The following is an 18,779-nucleotide window of genomic DNA, read 5'->3' as shown; positions in this document are numbered from 1 at the left end:
AGTTTTCAATTAGATTTTCAATCAATTTGAAGTTGAAACAAACTAAACTACATTTAAAAGTGGTTGTTTAGTAAAGAATCAAACTTTAAACTATGACATTCGTATTGCAATAAAAAATTTAGCAGGATTCGTTATTGGCAGATTTAAGGATTTCAAAAACAAGGGCCAACAAAAAGCAATAAAATCCCGCAATTTATAAGTAGGCAAATACAGGTTCATTTAAAATTAAAAAGGCTTGTGTTTTACATTAAAGACATCCAGTTCTTCCTCCATCAACAGGAATATTAACCCCATTAATATAAGCTGCAGCAGGAGAGGCAAGGAAAGCCACTGCATTTGCAATTTCATGGGCTTCAGCAAAACGGCCTGCAGGAATTTCTTTTATCATCTCATCTTTTAAAAATTCAATGGAATGTCCTGTTTTTAGTGCTTTTGCCTGAAGAAGAGAGGATAACCTAACAGTATTGGTGGCACCTGGAAGTACGTTGTTTACAGTTATACCAAAAGGAGCCAATTCCAGGGATAATGTTTTAGCCCAATTTGCAACAGCAGCCCTTATGGTATTGGAAACTCCAAGTCCTTTTAAGGGTTGTTTTACAGAAGTTGAAATAATATTTATAATCCTTCCAGAACCTTTGTTTTTCATGCTTTCAACAACGGATTGAACAAGAATGTGGTTACAAAGGAGATGATTTGAAAATGTTTTTATGAAATCTTCTGTTTTGGCATCTACAATTGGCCCTCCCGAAGGCCCTCCTGTGTTATTTACAAGGATATCTACTTCTTTATGCATTGTTATATATTGCTCCATTTTGATTTTTAAATCTTCAGGAAAAGAAAAATCAGCACAAATCACATTATGTAACTGACCCTTAGAAGTATCTAATTCTGATTTTGTAGCGGTTAAATTATCAATATTACGTGCAACAAGAACTACATTGGCTCCCATTCTTGCTAATTCCATAGCAACTGCTTTGCCTATTCCCTGCGTGCTTCCACATACAATAGCATGTTTGTTTGTAAGATCAAGATTCATATTTCAACTTTGTTTTATTTGTAATATGAGCCAAAGTTAAAAAATTATAATCGTTCACAAAGGGCAAAAAAACTGCACTGATTCATTGCTTCACAGAGTCCCACAGAGAAGTCACAGAGATTCCCTGATTTTTTTGTTTTTTTCGCTCTGTGCAACTCTGTGACTCCTTTGTGCCCTTTGTGTAGTTTAAAAAGTATAGTTTCACAGAGTTTTACAGAAAAGTCAAAGAGGACCACAGAGATTCCCTGATTTTTTTGATCCTCTGTGACTCCTCTGTGCGCTCTGTGAAATTAAAAAAAAAGCACCATCTGCAGAATATAGAGCAAGCCTACTTATTTCATATGTAGATAATTTGATTTTTTAGTTGTCATATGGAATACGCCAGGTTATCTTCATGCGTGTTTGCGCACGTTCTGTGCATGGCTATTTCATATGTATATAATTTGTTTTTTAAAGGTCATCCCGATTTATCGGGATAGCCATGTTATATTCATTAGCGTTTGTGAACGGTTCGTGCATGGCTATTTCATAATTTGTAAATTAATATTATTTGAAAAGAAGCACATTGAATATGTTACTAGCTCAGCATTTTTTTTTACTTTAGCCGTACTAACAAAATCAAAAGAAATGAGTGTACAACACCCTTTTAATATAAAAAAATGGATTGATGAAAATCGTCCTCTGTTAAAGCCTCCAGTTGGCAATAAGCAAATATGGGAAAATGCTGAATTTATTGTAATGGTAGTAGGTGGACCTAATTCCCGTAAAGATTATCATTACAATGAAAGTGAAGAGTTTTTCTATCAACTTGAGGGCGATGTAAAAGTGCGCATTCAAGAAGAGGGCAAGGCCATAACAATTCCAATTAATGAAGGTGATATTTTTCTGCTTCCTCCCATGATCCCGCATTCCCCAATAAGAGGAGAAGGTACAGTTGGGCTGGTAATAGAAAGAAAAAGACGTGCCGGAGAAAAGGATGGATTGTTATGGTTTTGTGAAAAATGCAATCATAAACTATACGAAGAGTATTTTGAGATGACTAACATTATGACTCAATTTCAAGGAGTTTTCAAGAATTTTTACGGGAGCCAGGAAAATAGAACCTGTAAAAAATGCGGAACAATAATGGAACCACCAAAATAGTCATGGTTTTTTGATTGATTTTTTTTATTTCTCATCATTTGGTACCAGAAACTGCTTGGAATTGAATTGGGAAATAGAACTGATTTATAACTATAAATCCTCCTGCTTGTTCTTGAAAAAGCACTCTTTAATTTGAAAATGTTTTTTTCGAAAATCCAAACCTTAATCAAAAATGCAAAATCCAGTTCTTACCATAGACATTCATACGCATATACTTCCCGAACATATTCCAAATTGGAAGGAGAAATTTGGATATGGCGGTTTTATTCAACTTGACCATCACAAACCTTGTTGTGCCCGGATGATGATGGACGACAAATTTTTCAGGGAAGTTGAGGACAATTGTTGGAGTGCGGAGGCAAGAATAAAAGAATGCAAACACCATCATGTTGATGTTCAGGTATTGTCAACAGTTCCGGTGATGTTCAGTTATTGGGCAAAGCCACAGGACTGTCTTGATTTATCTCAATTTTTAAACGATCATATTGCCGGAATTGTTCAAAAATATCCGAAACGGTTTGCAGGCCTTGGAACTATTCCTTTACAAGCACCTGATTTAGCAATAAAGGAACTGGAAAGGTGTAAAAAAATAGGACTTGTAGGAATTCAAATTGGTTCCCATGTAAATGACTGGAACCTGAATGATGAAAACCTTTTCCCGATTTTTCAAGCATGCCAGGAACTCGACATGGCAGTTTTTGTTCATCCCTGGGAAATGATGGGCCAGGAGAAAATGCAACGCTATTGGCTCCCCTGGCTTGTAGGAATGCCTGCAGAAACCTCCCTTGCCATTTGTTCCATGATATTTGGAGGTGTCTTTGAAAAACTACCAGGATTAAGAGTTGCTTTTGCTCATGGGGGAGGCTCCTTTCCATCAACAATTGGACGCATTGAACATGGATTTAATTGCCGCCCTGATCTTGTAGCAATAGACAATAATAAAAACCCCCGCGAGTATCTTGGAAAATTCTGGTTTGATTCCTTGGTCCACGACCCAAAAATGCTGGAATTTTTAGTTGATTTAGCTGGCCCCAACAGAGTTGCACTAGGAACAGATTATCCTTTTCCACTTGGAGAGCTTGAGCCAGGAAAACTTATCAAAACTTCAGCTTACCCTGATAACATTAAGGAATTGCTTTTAAATGGTTCTGCCTTGGAATGGTTGAATATAAAAAAAGAGTATTTTTTAACTGGCAAGCCTTGATTTTCTTTAATTAACCAAGTTGTTTTGCTAAAGAAAAGCAAATATAAATTACCTTTGTCTGTGTTCTTCCAAAACCCTTATATAACATCAATAAGCATTAACTTTTGACGTTTATATTAAAACCTTAGACATGAGCGATAAAATTAAACATGAATGCGGAATTGTATTGATCCGATTACTAAAACCACTTCAATATTACATAGATAAATACGGAACTCCGCTTTATGGAATTAATAAGTTGTACCTATTGATGGAAAAGCAACATAACAGGGGACAGGATGGTGCAGGTGTTGCTAATATTAAATTTGATGTTAAACCAGGAACAAGGTATATTAGTCGTTATAGATCAGTTTCAACAGGAGCAATACAGGAGATTTTCGGAAAGATAAATGCTAAATTCATTGAGGTTAAAAAAACAAATCCCGATAAGTTTAATGATGCACAATGGCTTAAAGAAAATTTAGGATTTACAGGTGAACTTTTTCTTGGTCATTTAAGATATGGAACCTATGGTAAGAACAGTATTGAAAACTGCCATCCATTTTTAAGGCAAAACAACTGGATGACAAGAAATTTAGCAGTTGCTGGAAATTTTAACCTTACCAATGTTGATGAACTTTTTGAGGAACTGGTAGAACTAGGACAACATCCCAAAGAAAGAGCAGATACTGTTACTGTAATGGAAAAGATTGGACATTTTTTGGATGTTGAAAATGAAAGAAAATTTGCAGAATTTAAAAAACAAGGATACAGTAATACTGAAATTTCTCCTCTTATCGCAAAGGAATTAGATATAGCAAGAATTCTTTCTGATGCAAGTAAAAAATGGGATGGCGGTTATGCAATGGCAGGTTTATTCGGCCATGGTGATGCTTTTGTTTTAAGGGATCCTTCAGGAATACGACCGGCATTTTATTATTCCGATGATGAGGTGGTAGTTGTTGCTTCTGAAAGACCGGTTATTCAAACAGCATTTAATGTTGCAGCAAATAAAGTAAAGGAAATTACACCGGGATGTGCTCTTATTATTAAAAAGGACGGACAATTTAAGGAACAGCAAATTACAGAACAACTGGAGAAAAAATCCTGCTCATTTGAACGTATTTATTTTTCCAGAGGAAGTGATAAGGATATTTATCTTGAAAGAAAAAAACTCGGTAGTTTCTTATGTCCGGCAATACTAAAAGCTGTAGATTATGATTTAAAAAATACTGTTTTTTCTTTTATACCAAATACTGCAGAAGTGGCATTTGCTGGTGTAATTGAAGGAATGCACCACCATTTAAACAAAGTTAAAAGACTTGAGATATTAAAATTAGGCGATAAAATATCCGATCCTGCTCTTACCCAAATTCTTTCGCAGCGTCCCAGGGTTGAAAAAATTGCAGTAAAGGATGCCAAATTAAGAACCTTTATCACCGATGATAGCAACAGAGAAGATTTGGTAGCCCATATTTATGATACTACTTATGGTGTGATAAGAAACGGTGAGGATAATCTTGTTGTTATAGATGATTCAATTGTTCGTGGAACCACCCTTAAACAAAGTATTCTTAAAATACTTGACAGGCTTGGTCCTAAAAAAATAATAGTTGTTTCTTCCGCACCACAATTAAGATATCCGGATTGCTATGGTATAGACATGGCAAAACTAGGTGATTTTGTCGCTTTTCAGGCTGCTATAGCCTTGTTAAAAGATAATTTCATGGAGAATATTATAGATGAAGTTTATGAAAAGGCCAAAAGCCAGGAATTTCTACCCAAAGAACAAATAGTAAATGTGGTGAAAGAAATTTATAAACCTTTTACAGCAGAAGAAATTTCATCTAAAATTACTGAATTGCTAAAACCTGCAGACTTAAAAGCTGAAGTTGAAATAATTTACCAATCCCTGGAAGGATTGCATAATGCTTGTGCTGATTCTAAAGGAGACTGGTATTTTTCGGGGGATTACCCCACACCTGGTGGTAACAAGGTTGTGAATAAGGCCTTTATCAATTATATGGAAGGAAAAAATGTGAGAGCGTATTAAATTATTCTTACATTTATACAAGATTTTAAAAACCCAGTTCGAAATTTTTGAATTGGGTTTTTAAATTTAACACCTAGCTGTTAATTATTTTTTAGGTCAATTTGATTTTTATGAAACTCAAACAAAAAAACTACTGGCTTTTATACCTGCATTCGCTATTGTAATTGCCCTTTTCATTATTTTTAATCCATTTAAATCAAAAAATGAATCCTTAATAAATGCCATTGTAAAAAGAGGAGCATTTGAGGTTAGTGTGGTCACTTCGGGTGAATTAGAAGCTAAAAACTCTGTGAATATTATGGGGCCGGGAGGAATAAGGGGAGTAGGAATATGGCAGGTGAAAATTTCTGATTTGATTGCCGAAGGAACTGTTGTAAAAAAAGGAGACTTCATAGCTACCTTGGATAAAACAGAAATAATGAATAAAATTAAGGATGAAGAGAGTGAACTTTCTAAAATCCAATCAAAATACATTCAAACCAAACTGGATACAACACTAGATCTTAGACAGGCAAGAGATGAAATTTCAAACACATCGTTTAATGTAAAAGAAAAACAAATTGTGCTGGAACAATCAACGTATGAACCTCCTGCAACAATAAGGCAAGCTAACCTAGACCTGGAGAAAACCAATAGATCCATGGATCAGCAGCATGAAAATTATAAACTTAAAGTAAACCAGGCAAAGGCTAAAATGCAGGAAGTAACTGCTTCACTTAAACAGGCAGAATATAAATTGGAACTCATGCAAAAGCTGTTGAAAGAGTTTACTATTATAGCTCCTGAAGATGGAATGTTAATTTACCACAGGGATTGGAATGGTAAGAAAAAAGTGGTAGGAGCAACAATCAGTGCCTGGGAACCTACAGTTGCAACCTTGCCCGATTTGATTTTTGGATATCATACTATGATTTAAGGTTAAAAACCTTGTATGATTTTGAAATGATGCGAGAAATTATGTATTGATTTTAGAAAACCGGTTACATGCCAAAAACTTCTGTCTTTACCCAGTTCTTACCCCAGTTTTCTACCTCTTCATCATTCCATAATTCCGGATAAAATATTCGTTTTTGAAAGCGAGGAGGCAAGTACTTTTGCCAATTTGTACCTCCGGTTGCAGCAATATCTACCGGGTCTTTTTGTAAATACCTCACTGCAGATTTATAATGAGATAAAGGCCAGTTTATGTTTACATTTACATCAAGTAATTTTAAAGCATTAATAAGTCCTTCATCTTTCCTTTCTTCCTCACTTAAGGAGTTGTAAATGGCCAATAAATTGAATTTTCTTTTATTTATTGCCAAATCAATGAGCTTCTTATTGTATTTATCTTCAAATTGCTTAAGAGTCAAAGTCTTTTTTCCTGAAGAAAGTTCGGTAGCCCCTTTTTTCCAATAAAGAAACGCATACATTTCTTCGATTTCATTGTTTTCAGGAAATTCTGAAAATTTTTGCCTTTGATCTTTTTCTACTAAATTAATAAAACTTGTGCTGCAAATTTCAATTTCCCGGTATTGTGCCGACTGAAATCCACTAGCAGGTAATAAGGACATTCTGAACTTAAGAAATTGATCCGGATCCATTCCATCTACCATAACAGAAAATGAATGGGTTAAAGCTCCGAAGTACCTGTTTATCCTATTTACACGTGAAGTTAAAAAAGCAGCGTCAATTTTTTCTTTTTTCTCCAGCTGATTGAATTCGTGCATACATAGCTTAAAATACAATTCAGTAATTTGGTGGTACATAATGAATATCTCTTCATCAGGAATACTTGTTTTAGGATTTTGAAGACTTAAAAGAGTATCAAGATGAATGTAATCCCAATAGGTAAGGTAATCCGCATACAACAAACCATCCAGGTATGAAACAAGATCTTGTCCCATAGACTGGTATTTTTCATCCAGCTTTTTTAATCGGTCAAGAATTTCAGGCTTTAATTCCATTTTTACGCGCTTTTATAGGGCCACAAATTACGGAAAAAAAAGTAGCAATTGCTTTAGAACTTATGTATATTAAGTTAAAAAAGACAATTTTGAATTCAAAGGTGTTGTTTTTCTTTTTATCATTACTTATTTATGCCTTGTGGTTAAACATAACGAAACATAAACCTTTAATGAAGAATTACTTTATTTTTGCCAGGGGATTGGCAATGCCTTCATATTTTGTAAGCTCCATTTTTACTGAACCAACAAGGATTTTAGCTTCTGCTAAAATTGGTATTTTGTTTTCGTCATTGGTAATGTAAACACGCATATCACTTTCTTTTTTAAAAATTCTTCCTTGTTGAATTACAGGGTTAAACACCAAACAATTGTATTTTCCATTTCGAATCGATACATTTTCGATTCCTACATATCGTATTTTGGCCGGCCAAACTTCATTGTCTACAAAAGCATCTATTGTAATAACATCACCGGGTTTAATGTTTTTTAGATTTATAGTTCTTGCAAAGTAAATAGCAGATATCATATCCTGAACATATTCCGGAGAATCAAAAACTTTCCCGTTTCCTACATCCACCTGCTTTTTATGGTGTGAAAACTTGTAATCCTGATTGATAATATATCCACCCTCGTCCACTCTTCTAACAAAAAGATAGGGGAAAATTCCTTCGGCATCAATAAAAGTTTCATACCTGTCTCTTACTTTGAAAAACCAATCAAAAGCTCCCTTTGTAACACCTGTTCCAATTACATGAAATACTTTTCTGCCCGCCATTGTTTTTCCCTCATCACGCAATTCAATACGAGCTGTACCAGCATCAATAAGGCCATAATGTACAACATATTCAAGTATTTCCCCTGGCTTAAATGCCTTTTGTTCCAGTTTTCTGAGTTCTCCTGATTCAATTTCAGTTTCTGAAAATCCTGAAAATGCTTTATTTTCATTGGTGAAATCTTTTATGAAAGTCATTTCGGCCAATGTGTAAAAACTTAAGAATACAAATAAGATGATAATAGCTTTTTTCATGGCTGTTGTTTTTAGTAGAACTTTCGGACAATTTTCAAAATCTATGCCATAAGTCCCAACCTCTTTAAAAACAGGTTAAACAGACTATTTATTGTTTTGAATAATGTATGAAAACAGCTTGAATCCAAATCAAAAAGCATGAAAAAATAGAAAAAAGCTTGAAAGAGTAAAAAAGATTGGAATAAATTAATGGTTTTAATTTTATCTCAGCATCTTTTGCATTAGTGTTACATCCAGAAGTTTTCCAAATTTTTGGCCCGCACTTTTCATAATGCCAATTTTATCAAAACCATTGATTTCATGCAGGTAAATACTGTGATCATTTCCCTGTGTTATTCTTGCAATTATGGAATGCAGATTGGTTTTTTCCTTTGCAATTTCAACAATAACCTGAATTAATTTTTTTCCAATTCCATTTCCTCTTGATTGGGCTTCAATGTAAAGGGAAATTTCTGCTGTAATATCGTAAGCCTTTTTATCTGACCATTTATTCAGGGCTGCATATCCAACTATTTTTTGATGGTATTCAACAAGCATTACCGGAAAATTAGCATCCCTTTGTAAAAACCAGTTAGTTCTGTTTTCTATGGTTTTTAATTCAGTATCAAATGTTGCTGTTGTGTTAAGGATTGCTTCATTGTATATCTCTGTTATAGTAATGATATCCTCAATAGTTGCCATTCTAAATGCAATCATCTGAAATTATTTAGGTTTTTGAAAATAAGTATTGGTGTTTTCAATAAAAGCCATTATTTCATCCCTTCCTGTTTTTTTCTCAGCTGAAGATAAAAATATATCAGGCAGTTGATCCCATTGGCTTTTTAAAGTTTTCTTATATGCAGCAATGTTTTTATCTAATTGTGGTGGGGATAATTTATCAGTTTTAGTAAAAATCATTACGAATGGAATTTGTTCTTCTCCAAGAAAATCAATCAGCTCCTTGTCTTTTTTTTGCTGTTCAAGCCGGGAATCGAGCAAAACAAATACACACATTAAATTTTCCCTCAGAAGCAGGTAATCTTTGATCATTTTCTCCCACTTTGATTTTATTGCTTTTGGAACTTTTGCAAATCCAAAACCAGGTAAATCAGTAAGATACCAGGATTCATTTATTAAAAAATGATTAATGAGTTGTGTTTTTCCAGGTTTAGATGATGTTTTGGCAAGTCCAATACGCTCAGTAAGCATATTTATTAAGGATGATTTTCCAACATTGGACCTGCCAATAAAAGCGTATTCCGGGAATTCCGGTTTTGGACAGCTTTTTAGTTCAGTGCTGCTTAAAACAAATTCAGCACTTTTTATATGCATCTACTTAAATTTATTGATTATTAAAAATGTTAACCTCTATATTAATTGTAGTTTAAACATAAACGCTAACAAGTAATACTATTTCTTGTTAAGCACTTTTTTGTCTAACCAAGTGCTAAGAATGTTGTTGAATTCTTCTGATTTTTCCATCATTGCAGCATGTCCGCATTGATCAATCCAGAACAGTTCTGAACTTGGCAAAAGGTAGTGAAATTCCTCTGCAACAGGTGGAGGAGTTATGGTATCGTTTTTCCCCCATATTAAACACACATCCATTTTGTATTTTTCAAGATCATGGGCCATATTGTGTCTTATGGCAGATTTTGCAAGAGAAAGAACACGAATTAGTTTTGATTTGTCATTAATGATCCCATATACTTCATCAACCAAAGCAGGAGTGGCATGTTCAGGATTGTAAAAGGTGTATTTTACTTTTTCTTTAATGTAGTTATAATCTTCTCTTTTAGGAAAAGATCCGCCTAAAGCATTTTCATACAATCCAGAGCTTCCTGTAAGAGTCATGGTGTTAACTTTTAAAGGATGTTTAAGTGAATAAACAAGAGCAATATGTCCTCCAAGGGAATTTCCAACAAGGTTCACTTTTTCAAATTTCTTATGTTCAATAAAACGGTGAACATATTTGGCTAAACTTACCACATTTGTACTGAAAACAGGAAGTGAATAAATTGGAAGCAAAGGAATTACAACCTTATAATCTTTCGAAAAATGGTTGATAACATCTTTGAAATTACTTAATGCTCCAAACAATCCATGAAGCAGCAGAATTACAGGCCCTTCGCCTTTTTCCACGTATTGAAACCGCTTTTCTTTAATTATATTGAAATCCATATTTATGTTGATGCTTTTGCCAAAGTTAAACAATTATACCAATTCCTGTAAAGGCAGAATCAACAAAATTTCCTTTTTTATTAAACAGCTTAACTTAATTATTCAGCCTCAACAAATTAGCAGAATAAAAATTTTCCTTCTGTTCCCGGCCGGTAAAAACCATTTGAAGAATTTATTTGAAATTCATTAGTGGGTTTTTTAACAATTTTTCTTCTGTAAATAGAAAAGTTTTCAACAAAAGTGGTAAAAAGTGGTAGAAAGTGGTAAAAATTTCCATAAATTTACGGCATTAAGAAAAAATGATGACAAACTTCATAGGTGAGTATGAGTGTAAGGTGGATTCCAAGGGAAGAGTTATGCTTCCTTCAGGATTAAAGAAGCAGATTTCACCTGCGGCTCAGGAAAAGTTTGTTGTAAATCGAGGTTTTGAAAAGCATTTGAACCTTTATCCAATGGATGAATGGCAGAAAATCAGTAAAGAGGTAAACAAGCTTAATTTGTATGTTGCCAAGAACAGGGAGTTTTTAAGGAAGTTCAACAATGGTGCTACAGAACTTGAATTGGATACTACAAGCCGTTTTTTGATGCCTAAGAAAATGATGGAATATGCAGGGATTGAAAAGGAAATTGTGCTTTTTGCTTTTGCTAACCGGATTGAAATCTGGAGCAAAGCGGCTTATGAAAAACTAATGGCGGAAGATTCAGGAGAAGACTTTGCTTCACTAGCTGAGGATGTAATGGGAAAAACATCAACAAATACGGAGGAGGAAAATGTCATATCATAATCCTGTTTTATTAAAAGAATGTATTGAGGGTTTAAATATCAATCCGGATGGGACTTATGTGGATGTTACTTTTGGTGGAGGAGGTCATTCCAGGGAAATACTAAAGAAATTAAGAAACGGGAAATTAATAGCTTTTGACCGGGATCCTGATGCTGTTGCTAATATAATTAATGATGAACGCTTTATCCTGATTAAACAAAACTTCAGGTATTTGAAAAACTTCCTCAAACTATATAATGCTGTTCCTGTTGATGGAATACTAGCAGATTTGGGAGTTTCATCCCACCAATTTGATGTTGCTGAACGTGGTTTTTCAATTAGATATGATGCAGTGCTGGACATGAGGATGGATCCAACATCGGGAAAATCAGCATTGGATGTGATTAATACTTATGAAGAAAGCGAACTTAAGAGGGTTTTTAAAGAGTACGGAGAACTGCATAATGCCGCCAGGATTGCAAAATTAATTGCAGAGACAAGGGTTGAAAAGCAAATAAGAACAGTAAATGAGTTAAGGAACACTTTGAAGTGTTTAACCATTAAGCCCAAGGAGAATAGCTTTTTTGCACAGGTTTTCCAGGCTATAAGAATTGAAGTAAACGGGGAAATGGAGGATTTAAAAGAATTTTTAAAGCAAAGTGTAGAGGTGTTAAAAGTGGGAGGAAGGCTTGCTGTAATTTCCTACCATTCCCTGGAAGACAGACCAGTTAAAAATTTTATAAGATCGGGAAAATTTGAAGGCGAAGTGGAAAAAGATTTTTATGGAAATCCACTTACACCATTTAAATCCATTACCTCAAAACCTATTGTTCCCAGTGAAAAAGAAACCAAAGAAAACAACAGAGCAAGAAGTGCAAAGTTAAGGATAGCAGAAAAAATCTAAACAAGTTTCTTAAAGGGAAATTAAAAATGAATAAGTTAAAAGAAGAAAAAAAGATTAAACATAAAAAGCAGGGAAAAATTTCCCGTTCACTGCTTGATGTTGTTAATGGCAATTTCCTAACCAGTGAAAGTGTTGTTGGTCTTCTTCCTTTTATACTTTTTTTAACCATGGTGGCTTTAATTTATATAGGTAACGGATATTTTGCCGAGAATAAAGTAAGAGCGATAAACAATATGACCAATGAACTGAAGGAATTAAGATCTGAATATATAACAACAAAGTCTGAATTGATGTTCAGGAGCAAGCAGTCAGAGGTTGCCAATAGTTTAGAAAAATATGGGATTAGGGAATCAATTGTTCCTCCAAAAAAAATAGTAGTAGCAAAAAATTAATGGAAGCAAAAAAAGGCATAATCCTCAGGGTTTATTTGGTGTATTTAGTTTTCGCCTTGTTTGGCCTGGCTATAATAGCCAGAGCCTTTGCTATACAATTTTGGGAAGGGGAGCATTGGAAAATGCAATCAGAAAATCAGACTTTAGATTATAGGGAAATTGAAGCAGTAAGAGGAAATATATTCGCAGCAGATGGAAGTCTGTTAGCCACTTCAATACCCAATTATGAAATCAGAATGGATATGAAAGTAGGCTCACAAGAAGTATTTAGTGAGAAGGTTGATTCGCTTGCTTTTTGTTTGTCTTCACTTTTTAATGATAAATCTGCTAATGAGTATAAAAAACAATTAGTAAGTGCCAAAAAGGCTGGAGATAGGTATCATCTAATAAGGAGAAATGTAAACTATAACCAACTTAAAAAAATCAGGAACTTTCCAATATGCAGGTTGGGTAAATATAAAGGCGGTTTTATTTATTTGCAGAAAAACGTGCGCGAACGCCCTTTCCAGGTATTGGCTGCCCGCACTATTGGTTATGCCAGAGAAGGTGTTAATCCGGTAGGGTTAGAGGGTGCTTATACAAAAGAACTTGGAGGAGTAGGAGGAAAACGATTGATGCAAAAAATAGCAGGTGGGGTTTGGATGCCCGTAAATGATGATACAGAACTAGAACCAGAGGATGGTAGCGATTTAGTTACAACTCTGGATATAAATATTCAGGATGTGGCTGAATATGCTTTGCTTACCCAGTTAATAAAGCATAATGCCGCACATGGATGTGTTGTATTGATGGAAGTTTCCACTGGACATATAAAAGCAATTGCCAATTTATCTAAAACAACCGAGGGTAGTTATTATGAGAATTACAATTATGCAATTGGGGCAAGTACAGAACCTGGTTCAACTTTTAAGCTTGCCACTTTAATGGCGGCAATGGAAGATGGCTTAATAAAGCCAACAGACAGCGTAGATACAGAAGATGGTTCAATGAAATTTTATGACAGGGTAATGTATGATTCTCATAAAGGAGGTTATGGAAAAATAACTGTTCAGCGTGCTTTTGAAGTCTCTACCAATGTTGGAGTTTCTAAATTAATAAACAGCAGTTACGCTAAAAATCCACAAAAGTTTATAGACAGGCTTAACAGCATGAATTTAAACAATCAACTCAATTTAGAAATTCCTGGAGAAGGAAAACCGAAAATTAAAAATGCGAATGACCCGGGTTGGTCTGGAGTTTCTTTGCCATGGATGTCTATAGGATATGAAACAAGACTTACGCCTACGCAAATTTTAACTTTTTACAATGCGGTGGCCAATAATGGGAAAATGGTTAAACCTATGTTTGTGAAAGAAATAAAGCAAAGAGGAAAGGTTGTGAAGAGATTTAAAACGGAAATACTGAATGATGCCATTTGTTCAAAGAAAACCATTGATAATGCACAAAGAATGTTGGAAGGAGTGGTTGAAAACGGAACTGCAATAAACTTAAAAAACGCAAGTTATAAAATTGCCGGAAAGACTGGCACAGCGCAGATTGCAAATGATAAATATGGATATAAAGGTAAATTAAGCCATCAGGCTTCTTTTGTTGGATATTTTCCTGCTGATAAGCCAAAATATTCTTGCATTGTAGTGGTGAATGCACCATCCAATAATGTTTATTATGGAAACCTGGTTGCAGGGCCTATTTTTAAAGAAATTGCAGATAAGGTATATGCAACTAATCTGGATATCCATAAGCCAATTGATTTTGAACCACATCTTGCAAAAACTTCTGTGCCCTATTCCAAGCATGGTTATTATAATGATTTAAAAAAGGTTTTTGAAACATTACAAATTGCACTAGATAATAAAGCACAAACCAAGGAATGGGTGCGCACTTCCACCACCGAAAAGCATGTTGAAATTTATGATATTAATTATACTTCAGGACTTACGCCAAACGTAATTGGAATGGGTTTGCAGGATGCTTCCTACCTTCTTGAGAATAAAGGTTATTCTGTAAGAGTAACAGGAAGAGGAATGGTTAAAAGACAGTCGGTTCCTGCAGGTACAAGAATTGAAAAGGGAAACATCATTTTACTTGAATTAGCATAAAAATATGAAGCTTTTAAAAGACATATTATATAAGGCGGGGCTCATTGATGTAGCCGGATCTACAAATATTGCCATAAGCTCTGTTGCTTTTGATTCAAGAACAGTGGAAAGAGATGGCCTTTTTGTTGCCGTTGTTGGCGTAAATGTGGATGGGCACCACTTTATAGATCAGGCAATTGCCAAAGGTGCAGTTGCAGTGGTATGCCAGGAAATGCCAAGTGAATTAAAGCCTAAGATAAGTTATATTAAAGTAAAGGATGCTGCTCTTGCACTTTCCTATATTGCCAGCAATTTTTATGACAATCCATCATCCTCTTTGAATGTAATTGGTGTTACCGGAACAAACGGGAAAACTACCACAGTTACCCTTTTATACAACCTTTTTCTGGAATTGGGCCATAAAACGGGATTGCTTTCAACAGTTGTAAATAAAATAGGAAAAGAAACAATTGAGGCAACCCACACTACCCCTGATGCGCTGCAATTGAATGCCTTGCTTCGCAAAATGGTGGATTCTGGCTGTAAATATTGTTTCATGGAAATAAGTTCTCATGCAATTGTTCAACACAGAACCACAGGATTGACCTTTGCAGGTGGAATATTTACAAATATCACCCACGACCATTTAGATTATCACAAAACGTTTGATGAATATATAAAGGCCAAAAAAGGATTTTTTGATATGTTGCCTGAGAATGCTTTTGCCCTTATTAATCGCGATGATAAACATTCGGGAGTAATGGTGCAAAACTCAAAAGCAAGGAAAAAAACATATTCTCTTTTTGCAGGAGGAGATTATAAAGCGAAAATTATTGAAAGCCAACTATCTGGAATGATGTTGAACATTGATGGACAGGAGCTATGGGTTAAACTAATTGGAAGCTTCAACGCTTATAATGTTCTTGCTGTGTACGGTACAGCCATGCTATTAAATCAGGATAAATTAAAAGTGATGACTGCAATAAGTGCCTTGGAATCCGTAGAAGGGCGCTTTGAATATTTAAAATCAAAGAACAATATTACTGCTGTTGTTGATTATGCCCACACTCCAGATGCATTGTTAAATGTACTAAAAACAATAAAGGAAATAAGGACAGGAAACGAGCAGGTGATAACAGTAGTGGGTTGCGGAGGTGACAGGGATGCTGCCAAAAGGCCTTTAATGGCTGAAATAGCTTGTGATTTTAGTGATAAAGTAATATTGACCTCTGATAATCCAAGATCAGAAGAGCCTGATGCCATTATTTCTGATATGAAAAAAGGGATTAATGCGGTAAATTTCAAAAAGGCACTTGCTATAACTGATCGCAAGGAAGCTATTAAAACTGCATGCACTTTCGCAAAGCCAGGAGATATTATACTTGTTGCAGGAAAAGGACATGAAAAATACCAGGAAATCAAAGGGATAAAACATCCATTTGATGATTTGGAAGTAATTAAGGATACGTTTATAATGCTACAATACAACTAAAGAATATGTTTTACTATTTATTCGATTATTTAGACAAAATGAATTATCCCGGTGCCGGGGTATTTCAATTTATTTCTTTTAGAGCGGCAATGGCTGTTATTTTCTCACTGATCATTTCGTTGATTTTTGGAAGACGAATAATTAATTATCTGCAATTAAAACAAGTAGGCGAAATAGTGCGAAACCTTGGTCTTGAAGGACAAATGCAGAAGCAGGGAACACCAACAATGGGAGGTTTGATAATTCTTGCGGCAATCCTAATTCCTACTCTTTTATTTGCCAAGCTTGATAATATTTATATAATCCTGATGATTGCTTCTACAGTCTGGCTTGGACTTATCGGGTTTGCTGATGATTACATCAAAGTGTTCAAAAAAAACAAAGATGGACTTGCTGCAAAATTCAAATTGGTTGGCCAGATAGGAATCGGGCTTATTGTAGGTATTGCTCTTTATTTTAGTGACGGTGTAAAAGTAAAAGAAAAGGTGTTGATGGATAGTGCAATTGCAAAGGGAGTTGAGGTTTTCGAAGATGATTTAACAACGCATCAGCCAAAAAATTATTCCTGGAAGGAAACCAAATCATTAAAAACAACCATTCCTTTTATAAAAGACAATGAATTTAACTATTCCAAAATACTAATGTTTTTGGGAGATAATTATGAGAAATGGGCTTGGCTGATATTTATTCCAATTGTAATTATAATTGTAACGGCTGTTTCAAACGGTGCTAACATTACAGACGGCTTGGATGGTCTTGCAACTGGCACTTCTGCCATAATTGGAGCCACACTTGGCATATTTGCTTATGTATCTGGAAACGTCTTTTTTGCTGATTATTTAAATATCATGTATATCCCAGATTCTGGAGAACTTGTTGTGTTTATTGCCGCTTTTGTTGGTGCTTGCGTAGGCTTCCTTTGGTACAATTCATATCCTGCCCAGGTTTTCATGGGAGATACTGGAAGCCTTGCTCTTGGGGGTATAATTGCTGTATTCGCAATTGCTATCCGAAAAGAATTACTTATACCAATACTTTGTGGGATTTTCCTTGTTGAAAATGTCTCTGTTATGTTACAGGTGGGTTACTTTAAATACACAAAAAAGAAATTCGGTGAAGGTAAAAGGATATTTAAAATGGCTCCACTTCACCACCATTATCAAAAATCAGGAATGCATGAGGCTAAGATTGTTTCACGATTTTGGATTATTGGTGTGGCACTGGCAATTTTAACTTTCGTAACCTTAAAATTAAGATAAATGGGAGCAAAAATAGCCATATTAGGAGCGGGAGAAAGTGGGATTGGGGCTGCTATTCTTGCCAAACAAAAGGGTTATGAAGTTTTTGTTTCTGATAAAGGAATAATAGCTGAAAAACACAAAAGTGTTCTTACTCATAGCAATATAACCTGGGAAGAGGGTAAACATTCAGAAATTGAAATCCTAAATTCCGCTGAAGTAATTAAAAGCCCTGGAATAGCAGAGAATTCTGAACTAATAAAAAAAATAAAGGCAAAAGGTATTCCCGTTATTTCTGAAATAGAATTTGCGGGAAGACATACCACAGCCAAAATGATTTGCATCACAGGGAGTAATGGGAAAACAACAACAACCTTACTTATCTACCATATACTTAAAAAAGCAGGTTTAAATGTTGGGTTGGCAGGAAATGTAGGCGAAAGCCTGGCAAAAAAAGTTGCAGAGGGCACTTATGATTATTTCGTAGTTGAATTAAGCAGTTTTCAATTAGATGGAATGTTTGATTTTAAAGCAGACATAGCAATTTTGTTAAATATTTCACCTGATCACCTGGACCGGTATGAATATAAAATGGAGAATTACATAAGCTCTAAACTAAGAGTAATTCAGAATCAGCAAAAGGATGATGTATTTATTTATTGCCTGGATGATGAAAATATCACAAATGAATTGAAAAAACTTGAGATAAATGCTGTGCAATTTCCCTTTTCCATTAAGGAAAAGGTTGAGCAAGGAGCTTATTTAAATGAAGAACAATTAATTATACAAACAAATAACGATCCGATAAGTATGTCTATTCACGAATTAGCCCTCCAGGGAAAACACAATCTCTACAATTCAATGGCAGCAGGCATTGCAGCAAAAATTTTAGATATCAGAAAAGATCTGATCCGGGAAAGTATGGCTGATTTTCAAAACATAGAACATCGTTTGGAATTTGTTGCCAAGATAAATGGAATCGAATTTATTAATGATTCTAAAGCTACCAACGTGAATTCCACCTGGTATGCTCTTGAGAGTATGCAAAGCCCTGTTATCTGGATTGCCGGAGGGGTAGATAAAGGAAATGATTATGCCTCGTTAGCAGAAATTGCCAAGGATAAGGTTAAGGTCCTAATTTGCATGGGTATAGATAATGAAAAATTATTAGCCGCTTTTGCTAATGTTATTCCAATAATAGAAGTAGCAGGTTCGGCTCAGGAAGCTGTAATGAAGGCTTATATGTTGGGAACAACTGAGGACACTGTTTTGCTTTCTCCTGCTTGTGCGAGTTTTGATTTATTTCAGAATTATGAGGACAGGGGAAGACAATTTAAGGAAGCTGTAAGAGGACTTTAATAAA

The 18,779-nt window shown here is 34.9% G+C and carries 18 protein-coding genes; 11 read left to right on the top strand and 7 right to left on the bottom strand.

The window, feature by feature from the left end; translation table 11 throughout:
- Positions 1-247: 247 nt before the first annotated feature.
- Positions 248-1,036 (bottom strand): SDR family oxidoreductase, encoded by a 789-nt coding sequence (locus H0V01_03405; protein MBA2582418.1) that lies wholly within the window; start codon positions 1,034-1,036, stop codon positions 248-250.
- 627 nt (positions 1,037-1,663) lie between these two features.
- On the opposite strand from H0V01_03405, the gene H0V01_03400 reads away from it, so the two are divergent.
- From H0V01_03400 to H0V01_03390, 3 genes are all read left to right on the top strand, one after another.
- Positions 1,664-2,179 (top strand): 3-hydroxyanthranilate 3,4-dioxygenase, encoded by a 516-nt coding sequence (locus tag H0V01_03400; protein MBA2582417.1) that lies wholly within the window; start codon positions 1,664-1,666, stop codon positions 2,177-2,179.
- Between the two features lie 172 nt (positions 2,180-2,351).
- Entirely contained in the window at positions 2,352-3,383 is a 1,032-nt protein-coding gene (locus H0V01_03395; protein ID MBA2582416.1) for an amidohydrolase, read from the top strand.
- A gap of 130 nt (positions 3,384-3,513) precedes the next feature.
- Entirely contained in the window at positions 3,514-5,415 is a 1,902-nt protein-coding gene (locus H0V01_03390) for an amidophosphoribosyltransferase (protein MBA2582415.1), read from the top strand.
- A gap of 117 nt (positions 5,416-5,532) precedes the next feature.
- On the opposite strand, the gene H0V01_03385 is transcribed toward H0V01_03390, so the two are convergent.
- Positions 5,533-5,676, bottom strand: coding sequence for a hypothetical protein (locus tag H0V01_03385; protein ID MBA2582414.1), 144 nt, complete (start codon positions 5,674-5,676; stop codon positions 5,533-5,535).
- Positions 5,677-5,713: 37 nt separating this feature from the next.
- Between H0V01_03385 and H0V01_03380 the strand changes: the two genes are divergently transcribed.
- Positions 5,714-6,331, top strand: coding sequence for a hypothetical protein (locus tag H0V01_03380; GenBank protein MBA2582413.1), 618 nt, complete (start codon positions 5,714-5,716; stop codon positions 6,329-6,331).
- A 64-nt stretch (positions 6,332-6,395) separates the two neighbouring features.
- On the opposite strand, the gene H0V01_03375 is transcribed toward H0V01_03380, so the two are convergent.
- The 5 genes from H0V01_03375 to H0V01_03355 all read right to left on the bottom strand — a co-directional run bounded on the left by H0V01_03375 (position 6,396) and on the right by H0V01_03355 (position 10,548).
- Entirely contained in the window at positions 6,396-7,361 is a 966-nt protein-coding gene (locus H0V01_03375) for a tryptophan 2,3-dioxygenase (protein ID MBA2582412.1), read from the bottom strand.
- A gap of 178 nt (positions 7,362-7,539) precedes the next feature.
- Positions 7,540-8,331, bottom strand: a complete 792-nt coding sequence (locus H0V01_03370) for a DUF3108 domain-containing protein (GenBank protein MBA2582411.1) — start codon at positions 8,329-8,331, stop codon at positions 7,540-7,542.
- Positions 8,332-8,589: 258 nt separating this feature from the next.
- Positions 8,590-9,084 (bottom strand): N-acetyltransferase, encoded by a 495-nt coding sequence (locus H0V01_03365; GenBank protein ID MBA2582410.1) that lies wholly within the window; start codon positions 9,082-9,084, stop codon positions 8,590-8,592.
- A gap of 6 nt (positions 9,085-9,090) precedes the next feature.
- A complete protein-coding gene (locus H0V01_03360) occupies positions 9,091-9,699 on the bottom strand; it encodes a YihA family ribosome biogenesis GTP-binding protein (GenBank protein MBA2582409.1) in 609 nt (202 codons plus the stop codon).
- A gap of 78 nt (positions 9,700-9,777) precedes the next feature.
- Positions 9,778-10,548, bottom strand: a complete 771-nt coding sequence (locus tag H0V01_03355) for an alpha/beta hydrolase (GenBank protein ID MBA2582408.1) — start codon at positions 10,546-10,548, stop codon at positions 9,778-9,780.
- A gap of 302 nt (positions 10,549-10,850) precedes the next feature.
- Here H0V01_03355 and mraZ point away from each other — a divergent pair, with 302 nt between their 5' ends.
- Genes mraZ through murD form a run of 7 tightly spaced genes read left to right on the top strand, consistent with a single transcriptional unit; the run spans position 10,851 to position 18,775 of the window.
- A complete protein-coding gene (gene mraZ, locus H0V01_03350; GenBank protein ID MBA2582407.1) occupies positions 10,851-11,333 on the top strand; it encodes a division/cell wall cluster transcriptional repressor MraZ in 483 nt (160 codons plus the stop codon).
- Positions 11,320-12,216, top strand: a complete 897-nt coding sequence (gene rsmH, locus H0V01_03345) for a 16S rRNA (cytosine(1402)-N(4))-methyltransferase RsmH (protein MBA2582406.1) — start codon at positions 11,320-11,322, stop codon at positions 12,214-12,216. Before mraZ ends, rsmH begins: the two co-directional genes overlap by 14 nt.
- 26 nt (positions 12,217-12,242) lie before the next feature.
- Entirely contained in the window at positions 12,243-12,608 is a 366-nt protein-coding gene (locus H0V01_03340) for a hypothetical protein (GenBank protein MBA2582405.1), read from the top strand.
- On the top strand, positions 12,608-14,707 hold the full coding sequence (locus H0V01_03335; protein ID MBA2582404.1) for a transpeptidase family protein: 2,100 nt from the start codon (positions 12,608-12,610) through the stop codon (positions 14,705-14,707). The genes H0V01_03340 and H0V01_03335 overlap by 1 nt, the downstream gene beginning before the upstream one ends.
- A 4-nt stretch (positions 14,708-14,711) precedes the next feature.
- Positions 14,712-16,178, top strand: coding sequence for a UDP-N-acetylmuramoyl-L-alanyl-D-glutamate--2,6-diaminopimelate ligase (locus H0V01_03330; protein ID MBA2582403.1), 1,467 nt, complete (start codon positions 14,712-14,714; stop codon positions 16,176-16,178).
- 5 nt (positions 16,179-16,183) lie between these two features.
- Positions 16,184-17,437, top strand: a complete 1,254-nt coding sequence (locus H0V01_03325) for a phospho-N-acetylmuramoyl-pentapeptide-transferase (GenBank protein ID MBA2582402.1) — start codon at positions 16,184-16,186, stop codon at positions 17,435-17,437.
- Positions 17,438-18,775: a UDP-N-acetylmuramoyl-L-alanine--D-glutamate ligase gene (murD, locus tag H0V01_03320; protein MBA2582401.1), complete on the top strand. Its 1,338-nt coding sequence runs from the start codon at positions 17,438-17,440 to the stop codon at positions 18,773-18,775. It abuts the gene before it with no gap.
- Positions 18,776-18,779 lie beyond the last annotated feature (4 nt).

It is taken from the genome of Bacteroidota bacterium (genome assembly GCA_013696965.1).
Classification (GTDB): Bacteria; Bacteroidota; Bacteroidia; order JACCXN01; family JACCXN01; genus JACCXN01.
The sequence above is the reverse complement of the archived record's forward strand: the minus strand, read 5'-3'. Positions and strand labels throughout refer to the sequence as shown.

What these genes read in the sequence shown, in the direction of transcription:
- H0V01_03405 (MBA2582418.1), bottom strand. Translation starts at nt 1,036, where the DNA reads ATGAATCTTGATCTTACAAACAAACATGCTATTGTATGTGGAAGCACG.
- H0V01_03400 (MBA2582417.1), top strand. Translation starts at nt 1,664, where the DNA reads ATGAGTGTACAACACCCTTTTAATATAAAAAAATGGATTGATGAAAAT.
- H0V01_03395 (MBA2582416.1), top strand. Translation starts at nt 2,352, where the DNA reads ATGCAAAATCCAGTTCTTACCATAGACATTCATACGCATATACTTCCC.
- H0V01_03390 (MBA2582415.1), top strand. Translation starts at nt 3,514, where the DNA reads ATGAGCGATAAAATTAAACATGAATGCGGAATTGTATTGATCCGATTA.
- H0V01_03380 (MBA2582413.1), top strand. Translation starts at nt 5,714, where the DNA reads ATGGGGCCGGGAGGAATAAGGGGAGTAGGAATATGGCAGGTGAAAATT.
- H0V01_03375 (MBA2582412.1), bottom strand. Translation starts at nt 7,361, where the DNA reads ATGGAATTAAAGCCTGAAATTCTTGACCGATTAAAAAAGCTGGATGAA.
- H0V01_03370 (MBA2582411.1), bottom strand. Translation starts at nt 8,331, where the DNA reads ATGACTTTCATAAAAGATTTCACCAATGAAAATAAAGCATTTTCAGGA.
- H0V01_03365 (MBA2582410.1), bottom strand. Translation starts at nt 9,084, where the DNA reads ATGATTGCATTTAGAATGGCAACTATTGAGGATATCATTACTATAACA.
- H0V01_03360 (MBA2582409.1), bottom strand. Translation starts at nt 9,699, where the DNA reads ATGCATATAAAAAGTGCTGAATTTGTTTTAAGCAGCACTGAACTAAAA.
- H0V01_03355 (MBA2582408.1), bottom strand. Translation starts at nt 10,548, where the DNA reads ATGGATTTCAATATAATTAAAGAAAAGCGGTTTCAATACGTGGAAAAA.
- mraZ (MBA2582407.1), top strand. Translation starts at nt 10,851, where the DNA reads ATGACAAACTTCATAGGTGAGTATGAGTGTAAGGTGGATTCCAAGGGA.
- rsmH (MBA2582406.1), top strand. Translation starts at nt 11,320, where the DNA reads ATGTCATATCATAATCCTGTTTTATTAAAAGAATGTATTGAGGGTTTA.
- H0V01_03340 (MBA2582405.1), top strand. Translation starts at nt 12,243, where the DNA reads ATGAATAAGTTAAAAGAAGAAAAAAAGATTAAACATAAAAAGCAGGGA.
- H0V01_03335 (MBA2582404.1), top strand. Translation starts at nt 12,608, where the DNA reads ATGGAAGCAAAAAAAGGCATAATCCTCAGGGTTTATTTGGTGTATTTA.
- H0V01_03330 (MBA2582403.1), top strand. Translation starts at nt 14,712, where the DNA reads ATGAAGCTTTTAAAAGACATATTATATAAGGCGGGGCTCATTGATGTA.
- H0V01_03325 (MBA2582402.1), top strand. Translation starts at nt 16,184, where the DNA reads ATGTTTTACTATTTATTCGATTATTTAGACAAAATGAATTATCCCGGT.
- murD (MBA2582401.1), top strand. Translation starts at nt 17,438, where the DNA reads ATGGGAGCAAAAATAGCCATATTAGGAGCGGGAGAAAGTGGGATTGGG.